The 16,290-nt window shown below is 58.5% G+C and carries 12 protein-coding genes; all 12 read right to left on the bottom strand.

All coding sequences use genetic code 11. The features are described from left to right. Positions 1-400 precede the first annotated feature (400 nt). Entirely contained in the window at positions 401-715 is a 315-nt protein-coding gene (locus LGM56_RS16850; protein ID WP_226205831.1) for a hypothetical protein, read from the bottom strand. 55 nt (positions 716-770) lie between these two features. Then, on the bottom strand, positions 771-1,301 hold the full coding sequence (gene tssJ / locus LGM56_RS16845) for a type VI secretion system lipoprotein TssJ (protein WP_226205829.1): 531 nt from the start codon (positions 1,299-1,301) through the stop codon (positions 771-773). A gap of 13 nt (positions 1,302-1,314) precedes the next feature. Then, the gene (gene tssG / locus LGM56_RS16840; RefSeq protein WP_226205849.1) at positions 1,315-2,418 is read right to left on the bottom strand and encodes a type VI secretion system baseplate subunit TssG; all 1,104 of its coding nucleotides are present in this window, start codon (positions 2,416-2,418) and stop codon (positions 1,315-1,317) included. Positions 2,419-2,435: 17 nt separating this feature from the next. Next, positions 2,436-4,250, bottom strand: a complete 1,815-nt coding sequence (tssF, locus tag LGM56_RS16835; protein ID WP_226205827.1) for a type VI secretion system baseplate subunit TssF — start codon at positions 4,248-4,250, stop codon at positions 2,436-2,438. Between the two features lie 9 nt (positions 4,251-4,259). After that, positions 4,260-5,843, bottom strand: a complete 1,584-nt coding sequence (gene tssA, locus LGM56_RS16830) for a type VI secretion system protein TssA (protein ID WP_226205826.1) — start codon at positions 5,841-5,843, stop codon at positions 4,260-4,262. Between the two features lie 8 nt (positions 5,844-5,851). Next, on the bottom strand, positions 5,852-9,667 hold the full coding sequence (locus LGM56_RS16825; RefSeq protein ID WP_226205824.1) for an ImcF-related family protein: 3,816 nt from the start codon (positions 9,665-9,667) through the stop codon (positions 5,852-5,854). Further along, positions 9,664-10,902, bottom strand: a complete 1,239-nt coding sequence (locus tag LGM56_RS16820; protein WP_226205822.1) for a hypothetical protein — start codon at positions 10,900-10,902, stop codon at positions 9,664-9,666. The genes LGM56_RS16825 and LGM56_RS16820 overlap by 4 nt, the downstream gene beginning before the upstream one ends. 3 nt (positions 10,903-10,905) lie before the next feature. Then, a complete protein-coding gene (locus LGM56_RS16815) occupies positions 10,906-11,163 on the bottom strand; it encodes a PAAR domain-containing protein (protein ID WP_226205820.1) in 258 nt (85 codons plus the stop codon). Between the two features lie 67 nt (positions 11,164-11,230). Then, positions 11,231-12,010 (bottom strand): hypothetical protein, encoded by a 780-nt coding sequence (locus LGM56_RS16810; RefSeq protein ID WP_226205818.1) that lies wholly within the window; start codon positions 12,008-12,010, stop codon positions 11,231-11,233. A gap of 240 nt (positions 12,011-12,250) precedes the next feature. Further along, positions 12,251-12,508, bottom strand: coding sequence for a PAAR domain-containing protein (locus LGM56_RS16805; RefSeq protein WP_226205816.1), 258 nt, complete (start codon positions 12,506-12,508; stop codon positions 12,251-12,253). Between the two features lie 36 nt (positions 12,509-12,544). Next, positions 12,545-13,468 (bottom strand): hypothetical protein, encoded by a 924-nt coding sequence (locus tag LGM56_RS16800; RefSeq protein WP_226205814.1) that lies wholly within the window; start codon positions 13,466-13,468, stop codon positions 12,545-12,547. An 8-nt stretch (positions 13,469-13,476) separates the two neighbouring features. After that, the gene (locus LGM56_RS16795; protein WP_226205812.1) at positions 13,477-16,290 is read right to left on the bottom strand and encodes a hypothetical protein; all 2,814 of its coding nucleotides are present in this window, start codon (positions 16,288-16,290) and stop codon (positions 13,477-13,479) included.

The following is a 16,290-nucleotide window of genomic DNA, read 5'->3' as shown; positions in this document are numbered from 1 at the left end:
TGCGGTCCGCCTTCGACTGGAAATCAGCGATGAACCAGTTTGCTATCCTGTTCGGGGAGCGATTTATGCAGGCGCGCGGATAACGTGCTGTTCAACCGCCTCGCCCACAAAAATGCGGACAGGTTCACCCGCAGTTTCATCCGGGGTCGCCCGCTTCATGCTGTGATTCACCGGTGCGGAGCGTATCGCAGCGCTCGCCCGTTGCCCCACACCATTCCGCGACTTCTGCGTACTCACCCTGTCGATAACTTGGTAGCTGCACACCTTCGCGACGCGTCGTGCGACGGTCGCCTACATCAGCGTCTCGCCAAGATCGTCGATGTCCTTTCTGCCGCTACCGTCCATGACGAACGTGAAAACATCCTTCAATTTCGGCATCGACGGCGCACCGCTTGTGTTGTCAAGCTAACAGATACATCGCCGAGATCGCAAGCGCGATCATTGCCAAACAATGAAGCGCCAATCCTTGGACAGCAACCGCAAGACTGAATGTCCTTCGGCGTCTAACAAGTCGAACTAGCGCAGCAATGGCCCACACAAAAGAATAAAAGAAAGCACCAAAAATTATGAAAATGTCTCCTATTCCGACCGCCAAATCATTCCATCCACCTTGGTGCACTCCAGTGTGGTTCCATAAAATCGCAGCAACGACTACGAACACTTCAATACCAAATGCGTATACCCAGTATTTCGGAGTTCTTTCTTTTCCGTTCATTCAACACAACCTCATTTACAGCAGTTCAATCACGTCGACGAGATAGCGTCTCTCGTCACCTTTCCCTCTTTTTTGACACATTCTCACCTCCAATCAGAAGTTGATCTGTCAAGTCCACTCTCAACGGTCTATCCGGGCTTAATCTCGTCTTTTCAATTACGTATTTCCATCCGTCACCATTACCGGGATTACGAAAGAACGCAACTACCGCGACGTATTTCGTATCGGCCTGCATCGGCTGCGATAGACTTGCTGACGCTGCGGGATTCAGCACGACCGCCATCGCAGCACGAATATCCTGTGCAAGCACTATCTTGTCGTTCTTCAGCAGATCGTCGTACGACACTCCGTCGAACGCCTTGCGATCCTTCAGTTGATAGACGCGCACGGCAACCGACGTGGGCCGTCCTACGTCGTCCGGATTCAATGCGGCACGCGCAGTCAGATCGACATCAAGCACCTTTACCTGCTTGAAAAACACCGCACGATACGCATTCGACGAAGCATCCGACACGGATTGCCACGCGCCGCAACCCGACAGCAGCAATACGGCAGCGGCAGTGGCCGCACTCATTCGATAGAACATAAACACTCCGGAGTCAGATCGTGCGCGGCACGAGATGCGGATTGGGTCGCGGCGCGGGCAACGCCTCATAGACACCCAAGGCGATATCGATCAGTCGTTCGTCGGTTGACGGCAACACCGTCGTCCAGCCGAGACGCGGTGCCGGGCTGGCACGCTCGCTCCCGACAGCCGGCTTCGGAACGAACCGTATCGATACTTTCATCCGCAAATGCACATCGGCCTTGATGCCGACATACAGCTGGATGAATGCCATCACCTCCCGATGCAGCCACGCACCCGGCAGCAGGTCCTGAGCCTGCTGCGCATCAACGGGCCACAACGTCAAACGCACGGCTCGACTGCGATACGCGAGACTCCTGCCAAGCACGTAACCCCCGCCGAGCCCGCTACGCTTCCCATCCGAAAGCACATCCTTATCCGGCGTCACCGACGTCAACGGTGTCGGTCGCCCGGTACTCGTCGTCACCGCCCAGAATTCGTCGACACGAACATCGGCCCCCGGCGCGGCGAGCGCCACCACACCGGCCAGCCCTTCCGACGTGCGCGTACGCTGGATCAACAGCCCCAGCAACGCAAGCATCCGCGAGTTCGGCAAGCCTGCCCGCGAAGGCTTGTCGCCCCACCCGAATCCCGCCAGACACAACAGGTTTTGCGAATAATCGTCGACACCGCCGGCCCGAAAGCGCTCCGGATAACGATATTTCTTCCACGCGCGATAAAGCAGCGTCACCGTCCGGTGGTTGAACGGATCGAGAAAAGCCTCGACTGCTTCATGCCCCTCCTCCCGCAACACGATCTCGTCGATCATGTGCGACGGCATGGCCGCATCGACGCCATAGAGACCCATGAAGGTCGTGCGCACGGTCGGCGGCGCATCGAGGTGCTCGTCGTCGAACTCCACCGCGGCCACCTCACCCGCCGGAAAACCCAACCGGGGGCGCGGCCGGAACCGCACCGGCTCATGCTCCGGCGTATCACATGTGCCGAGGCCGGGGCGTTCGGGCGCACATGCCTCCAGCAGACGACAAAACTGCATGAAAGTCATCCTCGGCGCCCGCTCGAACAGCCTCGCCGCCACTGCCGGCAGCCCCTTCGACTCGGCGGCTTCAGCACGCATCCGATCGATCGATGCACTCATAGCGCGGCCCTCTGAGCCTTGCTGCGCGGCCACTCCGTCCGCGACCGCGACGGCAGGCTGACGATCGCCAGCTTCGTGAACAGATTGATCTCCGCGTATGCGCCGAAGAACCGGTGCAGCAGTTCGCCGAACAGCATCACGTCGCCTTCACCGGAAAACGCATGCGCATCGAGCGTGACTTCGATCAGGACACCTCTCTCGACCGCTCCACCAGACACCTCCTCGATCATTTCCTGCGACACGTGCAGGATGCCGGCGAGCCGCCGCCGGTTCAGTTCCTCGTTCGTCCAGTCGTACAGCGCCAAAGCGCCACGCAGCACCTCCTCGTTCATCATCGACAGGAAGTTCGGCGCGAGATGCGACAGCACGCGCCACTGGAAGCGGTCTTCTGTCGGCGGATACAGCGGCAATGTCGGCGACACGAGATTGTGCACGCTTGCAACGTTCGGCGTGCTGGCCGCCAACTCGTCGAGACTCGCTTCGCGCAACCCCTTGCGCGGCAGCATCCCGTTCGTGCCCGTCACACGCAGCGACAGGCTTTCCTCGGGCAGCGTATCCATCGTTTCCCATGCATGCCCGCCGAGAATCACCCACATTTCGTGCAGCCCCGATACGCCCGAACGCACGCGCGTGTGGAAATAGCGCTCCGGCGCCTCGTGCCGCAGCATGCCGCCGCGGTGCCGGAACGTCGCGAACGGCACGTATTCGTACCGCTCGGCCGAGTCGTGATCGAATGTCGCGATCGCGTCGACCGAATACGTCTCGACATGCTCGCCCTGATGGCCGGCCGGCACCACGCGATATTCGGTTTCGTGATGGTCGATTTCGATCGGCTCGGCGTCCAGTTCGAACAGGTTGATGACCGGCGAACAGAACAACCGGACGTTCTCCGCGTTGAACCGCTGATCCGACGGATACGCGTTCTTCAGGAGAATCTCCAGCTCGAAGCGGGTCGATTTTTCGGGAAGCGCCGAGAGGTCCAGACCACACAGATCGACGAACAGGAATTTCTCGCGAAACGTGAAGTATTCGAGCAGCAGTTGATATCCCGAGAACGCCGCATCAGCCTTGGGCCACAATCGTTCTTCCGTCGAAAACCCTGCCGGTTCGATTGTCACGCCGGTGAGCGGCACGGGTTCGCCGTCACGGACTTCCGGAACGCGCCAGTCAATCGCATCGATTTGACGCGTCAACGCAAGATGCATCGCGAATGCGGTCGGCAGATCCGCGTTCAGATGCAACCGAAGCCGCGACAAATCCGTTTCGCTGCGCAGCGCGGAACCGTGCAGCAAGAAACCGAGACGAATCACCGAGCGACCGTCGTGGCGCACGGCCGGTCCGGCATGCGTGATCGACACCGGCTGCAGCGCAACGGCCTGCGTCGTCCGGTACAGACATTGCACCGTGCGCGGCGTCACGCCCTCTGCCCCGCCCGACGACGGCACGTTGATTGGTGCGGACCGCACGGGTACGCCGGCCGGCACGACTTCGGTCTTCTGCAGCCTCTCCGCGAATGGAGTCAGCTCGACGATCGACAGCGAGGGAATCATCCGCAGATAGTGCGGCCACAACAGGCTGACGAGCCCTTCAGTCAGTTCGGGCAGTTCATCGTCGAGCTTTTGCCGCAGCCGGCCTGTCAGAAACGCAAAGCCCTCGAAGAGACGTTCGACGTACGGATCGCGATCGCCGACGCGGTCCAGATTGAGCAGACGTGCCCGGTCGGGGTGTGCCTTCGCGAATTCCTTGCCGGACTCGCGCAGGTAACGCATTTCCGCTTCGTAGTAGCGCAGGATGGGATCGTTGTTGTCCATGGGAATCCGTTACGAAAGGGTCAGTGCGCGCGCGGGATCGAGTACCGTGAGTTCCGCATGCAGTTCGCCGATACGGCGGGCGAGTGCCGGCTTGTCGGCATCCTTGCGGCTGCTCATCGCTTTCAATGCCTTGACCAGTTGATGCTTGACCTCGAACGTCAGTGCCGGCTCCCAGCGCATCAGCGGCAGCGAGCGGGACGCTCCGTCGAGTTCGGCGAGCAGTGCGAGCGCCGTATCGTGACGGCCGGCATGATCGGCCAACCGGGCCATCACGAGCCGCTGCAAGTAGCGATGTCGATCGGTTTTCATGCCGGGCAGCGCTTCAAGCCAGGAAAAAGCCGTCTCGATGCCCTCGCGGGCAGCCAGTTCACGCGCCTGGGTTTCGATTTCCGGCCAGTCGCCGGCTGCATCGCTCTCGCTATCCGCGGAAACTGGCAGCGGCGCAACCGTCTCGCCGGCCGCCAGATCACGTACGACCGCGTGTCGGGCAATCCATTCGAGTGTGGTGTCGTCGGCGAACGGCGTGCCGTCGCTGAACGCCAGCCGTTCGATGCCCGGCAATCGTTCGAGAAACAGTGCAAAGTCGGCACGCAGCAATTCTCGCCACGCGCTGTAAGGCGTACCGACGTGATCGAGCGCCGCGTGCTGGAAGTACTGCAGATCGAACCACAAGTGATTCACGCCTTCCATGAAGGCCCCTTCGACACGTTCCAGCAACTCGTGCCAGTGCTTCTGCAGCACGAGACGCTTCATCTGCTGCCGCAGCTCGGCGCGTGGCGGTGCCAGACGCGTATGCGACGCGGTGTCTGCAGGCGGCACGTCGTGCAAGGTGTCCCACCGAACGCTTCGCACGAGGCGTACCGACGGCAAGTAGCCGTTTTCCTGATCGCGGAGCCACGCCGACATCACGCGGGCCTGATCGAGCAAATCGCGGGTGGACGCAATCGACCCCGCCGACGTTTTGCCCGGCGCAGTCGCTGCCGGCATCGCCTTGCCGGAATCGACGCTGCGCGCCGGCGCTTCCTTTGTCTCGAAGCGGGAAACGAGCGGCTGCAAATTTGGACGAGCCGCATCGGGCCACGCGGCTGTATGCGCCACGAGCACGTCGAGCGCGGCCAACGTGCGTTCGAGATCAACTGACGCAAAGTCGCCACGACTCTCCAGTGTTTCGATCACGCGCGCAGTCGCCAGCATTTCAAGCGCGGCCTTCTTGGCTTCGTGACGGACGGGCAAAGCCGCTTCGCCAAACCGGTCGACGAGTGCAGCGGCCAGCTCAAGTCCGTCGGCAAACCCGGCCGGGCCGTCCTGCCGCAGGCGTGCGAACGCGTAGTAGCCGGCGAGCCGCAAATCCTTGCCGGTCTCCTTGAGCAGGTGTTCGCATGCGCGGACGATCAGCCCGTCATCGATTCCTGACAGCTTGCCGGCTTCGTCCTTCAGTTCGAAGAATGCGTCTTCGTAGCCGGGATCGCGTCCGTATGCATGCTCGCCCGGTATCGGTGCAACCCATGTGGCCCAGGTATCCGTCCGTGCCCGCTGAAGCGAATCGATACGGGAGCCGCCGACGAGTGTCTTCACAAAATTAGCAAGCGTCATGGCAGGTCTCAAAAAACGAATGCGTCGCCCAGCAGCCTGAGGGCATGCCCGAACGGACCGGAGGGGGAATCGGCCAGTCCCGACGTGGTCGCCAGTGGCGAAATCGCAGCCTTCGGCGCGGCCGTCTGTTTCGCCGCCCCAGGTTCAGCGGTTTGCGTTTTCGCCTGGGCAAGTTCGAGCGTGGCGCGTTGACCGGATGCCTGCACCGTCGTCGCCGGCATGGCGTCGTCCGGCAAGGGGCGCCCGCCCGGAAGCCCCGGCGGCAACGGCACAGCCGCATGCTTCGCTGCCGCGATCGCCGATGCCGGCAACGGCGGCGGGCTGATCGCCGAAACCCGCGGCCCCGTGTTCTGCGATCCCGTCACGAAGACGCGTGTCGGCAACGTGAAATTCCGCAACTGCAGAACATCGAGCGGACCGCCGCCGGCTTCGCTGCGCAATTGCACCTTGAGCGGAATGCCCTGGCTCGTGTCGGGCGTCCAGGTCAGCAGATAGCGGGCGTTGTCCTGCTGTGCGACCTTCGCGCGCTCCAGCAGCCGGATTAGACCGAAGCGTCCCTGCGAATCGAGCGCGGTGCGCAACCCGCCCTGCTCCGTCTGCCATTCGATATGCGACAGGTTCTCGAGCGACTGCCCCGGCCATTCGAACGGTGTCCATTCCTGCTTCTGGTTGAAATAATGCAGTTCGCGGCCGGACAGCACGAATCTCATGTCGGTGACGCCCGGCGTCGGCTCGGCCCGCAGTTCGTAACGCACGCGTGCGTCGCCGGACGGGAACAGGACCGTCGACGTGCGCGTAAGCTTGTTCAACCCGTTGAGAAACGCCGGATCGATCGTCAATGCGCCGGAATCGGCTCCTTGCGACGCGACCCACCGGTCGCCCTGCCGTTCGACGACACCGGCCAGTTGCGATGTCACGAACTGCGCGATCACGCCACTATCCGGACGCATGAACCGCGCCATCTCGGGCAGCGATGCGTCGTTGTCGGAATCCGCAAACGGATAGCGCCCACCGAACGTCTTGTTCCAGTCGGCGAGGATCGCGGTGCGCCAGATCTCGTTCAGGCTCGAAGCGGCCGGTTGCACGATGACCTGCCACGACTGATCGAACGGCGCCCGGAACAGTGCGCCGAAGCCTGACCACTGTTCACCGAGGCTCGCGGCGACACGGCTCGCGTAATCGCGGCTGTCGGCGATATCGGACGTCTTGCCCTGCAGCACGGATTGCGCGGCCAGACGTGCGATCGCATCCGGGTCCGGACTGGAGACGATCTGCGATGTCTTCAGGCGCATCGCCGTGATCCGCTCCAGATAGCGTGCCAGGCTCAGGTCGCCGGTTGCTGCCGGCGGTGCGTTCCCCTTGCCGCCGGATGGCGCTCCGGAAGCGAGATCGCTGCCGGTCAAACGCAGGATCGGGCCGAATGCGGCGGCAAGCGGTGCAAGCTGAGGTTTTGCCTGCTTCGATGGGTCCTTTTCGTCCGTGCCGACCAACTGCTGCGCCTTGCTGATCAGCGTGTCGGACAACGACTGTGCGTTGGCTCCCGTGCCTGCCTGATAAACGATCGCATTCATCAACGCGACGAGCGGCGAGCGTTGCGGATCACCCAGCAGCGTCAATTGGTCGGCCGTGGCCGACAGCGTCGGGGCAGGTTGCCAGCGCAGGCTGTTGAGGAAGAGTGCCCATGCCCGCGCATAGTCGTCGAAATAGCGCTGGCGCAGTTCGGCTTTCAATGTCGAGGGTGACGCGTTGGCAACCTTGGTGTCGGAAAGCACCCAGTCGCTTGCCACATCGCGTTGCTCGCCGGCTTCGTCGATGGCCTTCGAGATTCGCTCTTCCCACGCAGCACGTGTGAATACACCGGGAACGGTCGTGGTCGTGCCGAACAGGCCACGGCTCGTTGCGCTGCCGGCGGAGGATTGCGACGCCGCGTCGCCGAGCAGCGTCGCGAGTGAGAGCGGCGGGTATTTCGGTGTCGCTTCGTCGATGATCTGCTGGTAGATCGCGTCTCCTGAATTCTGGATGCCTCGGACACCGATGATCGTCTGGCGGGTCGACGCGATCAGGTTGCCGTCCGGGGTAATCACCAGTGCGGCTTGACCGGATGCAGCGCCACGGCCAACGTGATTGGCGAAGAATGCGATCGCTTGCTGACGCAGGTCTTCCCAACCGCCCTTCGACAGTTGCGAATGGGTCGAGCGCTCGGGGGCAGAAGTTGCGACGAGTTGCGGTATCAGGAACGTGGCCACAGCGCGCTCCGGTTTGGCAAGCATCATGTAGGTCTTGAGCGTGTCGTAAGCGGCCTGCACCTGAGCATCGCCGCCACTGGCGATTTCCGCGTCGGACAGCGACGCCAGTTGATGCAGCCTCGCGTCGAGCTTCTGGCGAATCGGGCCGACGAGGATGCGGTTTGCGGCACCGGTGTAGTAAGGCCAAAGGGCGTCGAGCAGCGCGTCGTCGCGGTTCAAGCCGAAACGGGCGATCAAAGGCGCACCGGTACGCTGGCGGATTTCGAGCGTATCCATTTGCCGGCCGAGGTCGGTAAGCGTTTGCAGCGACTGCGTTGGGTTCAGTGGCCCGGTGAGCTTCGCAGCCGTATCCGTTGCGCTTCCGATCGTTGTACGGTTGGCGAAACCGGACAGCAACGTGCCGGCAAACCAGCAGCCGATCAGGGCCGTCGTCATCCAGGCTGCGGTGGTCGACAGTGAAAAACCAACGCGGCGGCCGTGGACCTTGCGGCTGTGGTCGGCGATAGTTTGCCAGAGGGTTCGGTGTTGAGGATTGCCGGGCGTATCGTCGTCGTTCTCAGGATCGGAACCCGGTGGCGTTAAGTCACGCTCCTTGAACAGCGGCGCAAACATCAGACCGTGGACCGCATGCCGCCAGACGCGGGATTCAGTGGCTTGCTGTATCAGATTCGATAGTGCATCGTGCAGCCTCGAAACATGCTGAGACAGTTCCGCAGGATAACGATCATGGGCATCCGCCGCGAGACGCACAACACCCGCATCCGCGAGGTTGTCGACGAGGCTTCGCAGCGATGCATCGATCGTCTCTTCATTCATCCGCGTATTGGCCCACGTCAAGCCAATGGCTTCGTCTGGATCCTGCCACTCGCTACCAAAATCCGTGGCGTTCAGAAGATACGCAGGCGCAGCCCAGCGTAGCGTGCGCGCATGGCGCGCAAGGCGTGTCGCGAGCTCATCGGTGTCAAACGGGGTATTCACGACACTACGGTCCCGTGTCACAGCTACGATCGCGTCAACAGGGCGACGACGTCGCAAGCGTCGGACTTGATCGAGCCATTCGGTGTCAAGCTGGTCGCGAATCTGGTTGGCGTGCAATACAACTGTGTTGCCGAGAACGACGTACCCGATCTCGGCCAGTTCGGGGGCGAGACGTTTGACGAGGGGGGTGTCGCCGGCAACGAGCACCCAGCGGTCACGGTAGCGCCAGCGCCAGCCGTGGCGGTCACTCAGGATGTCGCGAAGCGCCGTAGCACGATTGACCGGTTGTGGTAACTCGTCCGAATCGTCGCATTCGGCAGATTCGGCGCGTTTTCCGGCATCGAAACGAGCGAACCACCTGAACGCCCTCAGCGTCGCAATCTTCAGCAATACCAACTCGAAGAACTTGACGGCCAAGATCGCTAACAGAAACGCGCATGCCAATGAAAGCTCGGCGATGATCCGGGTCTCGAGCGACCACCCACGACGAGGCCCCTCTACCCACACCGCGAGACTGAGTGCAAGGAATACGATGACGGCCGCGATCCCGATGAAAAAGCCGGCCGACCGGGTTTTGTTTTCGTTCTTGTTGTCGTTCATGTCTGCTTTCTGCACATGAGGGCGTTCAGTTCTTGACCTTCGCCACAAAGCACCAATTGCGGATCGCCCGTAGTTCGAGCCCTTTCCGCGGCAAGGGATACGGCCAACCATGGCCCTGCGCCCGAACAGTCGCCCACTGACGTCTCGAGTCCGATCCAGCGTGCCTCGTCCGGCAATGACGCGGCTTGTCGGACACAACTGATATCGTCGCCGATCAGACCGTGCGTCCATACCGTGCGTAGACGATCGGATGAGGATTGTCCCCACCGGGCAGCAAGTTCGAACGTCACGGCAGGAGCTTCAAGCGAGCCCTGGGCCGGTCGATGTAAAAGGAGTCCGGCGGACTTGGACGGTGACGCAAGGCGTGGGCGTCCAACCAGAAGGGCGACGCCCGCCTCCGCAACGCCGTTGGACAAGACGGCACTGATTGCGTCACGAAGCTCAATCGCTATCAGAAGGTAGGCGCTTTTGGCGTCCCGGTTGTCGTGCCATGCATCCGTTCTGAAGATGGTGAGCGCCGGGTCGCTGGCACTGATATCCACTTGCAATGCAGGTACTCGTTCAGCGAGTAATTCCTGTATTTGAGTTTCGACGACCTCGGCCTTCAGCCTCGATCGATGACATAGTTCGACATGAAGTCTTGTTCCCGGCGGTAGCGCCCGGCACTGTGGCGACAAGTTGTCTATCAAGCGCTTGAGCAACCATGTACACACGGCATGATGGCGTGCACGTTCCGTGAGTTCGTTACCGGGGAAAAAATGGACATCGGGAAGGGTGAGCCAGCGTGCGTTCACTTCTCTATCCGCTACTGCACCACTTTGTCGCAACATCGTCCCTTCGGCCCCCGTCAGTATTTGTGTGAGCGAGTTTTCCGAATCATTCGTGGAGACGAACCAGGTATGGCCCAGGATCGCCAAAGGTCTGGCTGCCATTGCATGGCACGACTGCTCCGCGTCGTCGCTAACGCGATTCGTCGCAATCGCCTGATCGCGGCAGGCATAGCCATATCCGAGCCACGCGAACAGCAGAAATGCCCAGGCCAGAAATGGGTAACCCACGAGGCAGAACCAGAACCATGAGGTATTCGTAGGTCGGTCAGTCGGCCAGAGCGTGATCGTCAGCCCTGCTCCCGCTCCCATCACGAGGACAAACAGGATTGTCCAGATGATCATCGAAACCTGGGGGGCAGCCGGTACATTCACGCGCGGCGGCACACGATTGAAATCGATAGGCATCGCTTACCGGACCTGCGCTCCGCAGGACGAAGCAATCAGGACAGTTCCACAGCGTGTGTGATCGCCGTCTCGCGACAGTGGTGTCGTGCCGTCCTTCATGCTGAAGCTGCCTTCGACGATTTCGTTGTCGCCGTGGATCGGGCACGAGACTTTGTCGCCGACGCGAGCAGCCCGGCGGCCTTTCACTTTGATGCGGTCCGAACCGGTCAGGATCTTGCCACCGTGGCTCGTTGCGTCACCTTCGTATGCGATATTTTTCATTAACCCTATCATGCTCTATTTCAAATAATTGAAAAATCAATGCCCGCCACCTTCAAAAAAATCTCAGCTACTCCCCACCAACATCAAGAGCACTACAAAGCAGCCACATTTTTACCGGAACTGCACCACCAGAATAATCAACCTTGCACCATCCAGCTGTGGCTCTCTCAACCGCCACCCGATCACTCTCAATCAAATATTTTTTTGTCCCACCCCTAATATTTGGTTCATTAAATAGGTACGTTTTTCGCTTGACTTTAGATCGAACAGCATCACCACCATTTATTAACAAAGCAAGGGAAGACTTCATCGCCAGGCGGACATCCTTTCTAGATTGATACGGATATCTGTAGACCACCCTATTTCCGTCAGACAGCCAACTATAATCCGCCCCAAACCAATCTGCAGCATGTTCATCTTGACGCAAAACATCTCCAGCAAGCTCAAATACAGAGACCGAGTAAAATTTTCCAGATGAATTTTTCTCAACAAGAGAGTACCTAACATCAAAACTATGAATTACAAATACCTTCTCACGGCGATCGCGACCTACTCTCAGAAAAAAAGCATCAACGATTTCACCAGGGGTATCATCATAAAGCAGCCCTCGCCCTTCAGCTTTTATTGGAAATCCATTTCTGGACAAATAATATAGCGAAATTGAATCAGCACCGACAAACATCCCAGTCTTACGGTCCAACACTGGCTCTTGAACGAAACAGACCACTCCACTTCCTATGCTCAACGGCGGATAACTCTGCTCCCCAAGGAAATCCACGCACGCATTCTTCGCCCAGACTGACGTACTCACAAAAACAGAAATCAGAACAATAAAAATATTAATCATCCAAACACCCCGAAATTAAATATTCGTTAAATATCGGAGAAATTTCTTTCTTGAACTCTCGCCGCTCAGATAGGCCCGCCAACCCGGGATTTATCAGATGGGTAACTTTTTTACTCCATCATCACCAACGTTCAATGAATTATCAGCAATCTCGCTTTTCCAGATGATCATCGAAACCTGGGGGGGGGCAGCCGGTACATTCACGCGCGGCGGCACACGATTGAAATCGATAGGCATCGCTTACCGGACCTGCGCTCCACAGGACGAAACAATCAGAACGGCTCGACAGCGCGTGTGATCACCGTCTCGCGACAGCGGTATCGTGCCGTCCTTCATGCTGAAGCCGCCTTCGACGATTTCGTTGTCACCGTGGATCAGACACGAAACCTTGTCGCCGATACGGGCGGCCCGTCGCCCCTTCACCTTGACGCGATCGGAGCCGGTCAGAATCTTGCCATCGTGGATCGTTGGGTCACCTTCATATGCGAGATTTTTCACCTTGAATACCTAGGTAAGAAATTAAAAATAGACGATTCAATTACCTGCGGAGCACGCATTCACATCATCACAACGAATCCATCGCTCTATAATATTTCCGCTTTTCTGACGATACCTTGAAGCTACAAACCCCTGCGACAAGCTAGATTTATTCACCAATACCGAATCACCTTGCACAAGGTAGGCTCTGGTAACCGATGATTTACCGGGTTTTCCATAGAGATATGCCTTCTTGGAAATCACTGCATAGGCGACCCAGGCGCCCGACTCAACTGGCGCTACGTGGATGGATGTGCCACTCCGGTCACCACTCAGAATCTTCTTCAGCTTGGTGGCGTTTTCGGCGTCTCCATCTCCTTGTAATTGGACAAGTAGTTTAGAATATGCGCTTTTATTACCTGCATTCGGTGGGTCGCACGCAAGCAGATTGTCAAAGGAGGTGCCTTCCGCCAGATAGGCTAAAATTGGCGGCTGTGAAACTTGGTATCCGATTTTGTATTTCGATGTGTAAGCGTTATAGGTGTCGGCTGCATTAGGTGGATTATCGAAGATAGGCTCAATGTTGATGGACCACTGGTGAGGCGGGCGCCACTCCCCACCACAGACAGCGTCTTGTGCAACATGCACAATGCAACCGTCCTTCATACGTACGAAGGCACACAGATACTCGGTATGCACATACATAGCGCTGGAATCGTCGAGATCTCCTTTAGCAGAAAAACTCACGATCGAGTACTGTCTGTCCGGAGACAGACTGTTGGCGCCGGGCTTGTAAAATCTCAACCCCTCATCGAAAGGGGTAAACATCGTGCCATCTGGGCGTTTAAAGCGTAGCGATCGGTAGACGTTGTGCCCGTCATCGGCATACTCTAAAACACTTGATTCACCCAACACATTTACCTGCGCCTGAACGCAGGCAGACAGTACTACCAAGAACATAAATAGAAATTTACGAGTCATTTTGAGTTCTACAGCAATCCGCGAAGATGGTTGTAACGCTCTGCAGCAGAGTTCATGTGGCGTGACGGGCCATAGATCTGAATAAGTTCATTTTCATACTGCGCCCGGTTATCACCCCATTGCGTCGGATCTGCGCCCAATCCCGGGTGCCGTGCCCGAAGTGTATTAATCGATGTTCCAATATCTGCAGAGACATTACCGGGTGCATTGACGTCGTGATCAAGAACAAGCGCGCGCCCCAAACGAGACAGAAAGAAGTTACTTGCTGAATTTCTATAGCCACTCGGTTTCTTAGCGATGGCAATGTGTAAACGGCCAATGAAATCCAGAACCTGCTTCTTCTGATACTCCTCGTTGATCATCGCGTGCGCAATGGAAGCCAATGGTTTCGATTCCTTTGGGAATCCACTGTCTGCTTCCTGAAACCCTTTCTTGATGAAAACATAGAGCTCCTGCCCTGTGATTTTCTCGTTTGCGGTATCACTGGACGAATAGTAGATCCTCGGACCTCTCTCCTGTTTAATGGACCATCCGCATCGGCCAAAAATTTCCTCAAACAGATTAGGATTTTCGTTCTGGAACTCCCAGATCTGTTGTGGGAGTTCTCCGTAGCCTTCGGGCGTCACGGTCTTCTGCATGGCACCGGCACTGAATGTCTGCCAATCCCAGGCCTGTACGGCATCCATGTTGCCTTCGTTGGACGACATGGCGATCACGATTGCCTTTTCGTCCTCAGTGGCCTTGGACTTAGCAATGAGATCGTCCCATCCTGTGAACTTGTCCAACTTCTTTGTACCGGCATAGAGAGGACCATAGTATGTCTGCGGCGGATGGTTTCGCCGATGTCTAATCCAACGATAGCGTTTAAACACCTTGCCGAGGCAGCATCCGCAGGCGCAAGTATCGCCCTTGAAAAAATTCCCCACGAACGCAACCGGATGAATGTGAAAAACCTCCGACCCCGGGAAACCCGGCACCCCGGCCACTACCTCATCCCACCACGCAAGCTTCTCGATCCGCTTCTGCTCTTCCTCATGCTGTGACTTCGGCCCCGTCAGCCTCTCCAACTCGATAATCAACTGCTTCCACTTCGACGGATTCGCCCACTCGCTCTCGTGCTTGACTATCAATCGTGACGCAGCCTGCATCAACCACGGATATCCACCTCGCTCGATCTTTGACAACGTACAGAGCTCGTCAGCCGCGCGACTCCCATCGCCCTTCGTGAACAGCGCGCCATACACCTTGAGCATCAGCGGGCTGAGCTTCGAACACGAAGCGAGGTCCGGCATATTTGCGCCACTCGCGTAATCAGCCCACGCTTGGATCTTCGCAAAGATCGTATGTACCGGATCATGCGCATCCGAAACACACCTAAAGTCGATCCACTTTTGTGCGAATTCCCGTGTGACCCGCCCCCCTCCTGGGTGGTTAAAGTCACACACCCAACCGTCAATCGGCTGCCCTTGTTCGGTCACGCCATCAACGTGCCACCAACTCACGGGGAAACCTGGATTGGGATTCGGATGAGGCTCCACCACGCGCCGTTTCGAATCCCGCGCCAACTCGGCGAGCGAATACACCTGCACACGGTCGGTTTTCCTCGATTGCGGATCTGCGCCCTGTACAAACTTGTTGTCCGCCGTACGCTGATACAGCACCGTACCTGCCTCAATTCGAAGAATGGTCGGATCGGAAGAGAGCCCCAGCGCCGCCCAATCCTCCTTTTGCGGACCGTGTTGATTGACCCATGAACGCCCTTGCTCTAGGAACGACTCGATGCTGTCATCGCAAAAGACCTCAATGTGCGCGATCCGAGCGCCCGAACTACATTGATTCAACGAGTAGTATCGCCCCAGGTGTCCGATCAGGTCCCCCGCCTTGATTGGAATGCCCGGTGTGTCGTCAGGCTTGGCCTGATCCGTCACCACCACAACTCGATCAAACAACGAGTCCTGAACCGTCTCCTGAGCGACAGGCCCTCCGTTTTCCTGGCCGAGAAATAGCCACCCACCGATCGCACTCGATGGCTGGACGTATCCGCCCGCTTCCTGCGGATACAGCGACGACCCGTGGAGATCCGTCAGTTGTCCCCACGGCTTCCCGTTCTTCGTCTCAATCTTCCCGATGCCGACATGGGCTCCCTGGGGAAGAATAGCAATCGGCACACCGTTCGGCGTCTTGCGAACTCGCAGCCCCTGCTGCGTCGGATCGGGAGCCTGACCGTTTCTACCCGACAGTGACTTATCCTGCGCATACTGCGTCACCAGCCATTGCCGCGGCCAATACGACGGCTTCTCCCGTTTCGGGAAGTTTGCGTAGTCCTCCCAAGACATCAGGTGCATGTACAAGCTGTAGAACGTCAGCTTCGTGTCCCGTGGGAACTCCATCGTATGCCGCACCAGTGCGAAGCCCGTGCTGTACGGCGCCTCGTACGGCAATCCGTTATCGGTCAGGGCAAGCTTGCTGACTGGATAGGCCTTGTTGGCGCGATACGCGATCAGCACGCCATCGGCGATACAGCGCAATCCCCCATCGAGGTCCAGAGACTGCCCCGCGCCAGCCTCCGTGATATGAATTCCGCCGTGCCACATTCCACTACTGCTCGCCAGATAGGTCCCGGATGGCTCACGCTCGGCCAGCAGCCGATAGATATCGTGCTCATCGGTGAATCGAATCGAAGCATCGGACTTGCCGTTCCCTTTGCGCAAAAACGGAAACGCAAACGACAATTGCTTCAGAGCAGGCTTGGCGGGCGCCGGCGCGGGCTTGGGCGGTGCCGGTTGCTTCGGCGTCTTTTTCGGTGTGGATTTGGTCGCCAT

This window comes from Burkholderia sp. AU38729 (assembly GCF_020419725.1).
Lineage (GTDB): Bacteria > Pseudomonadota > Gammaproteobacteria > Burkholderiales > Burkholderiaceae > Burkholderia.
The sequence above is the reverse complement of the archived record's forward strand: the minus strand, read 5'-3'. Positions and strand labels throughout refer to the sequence as shown.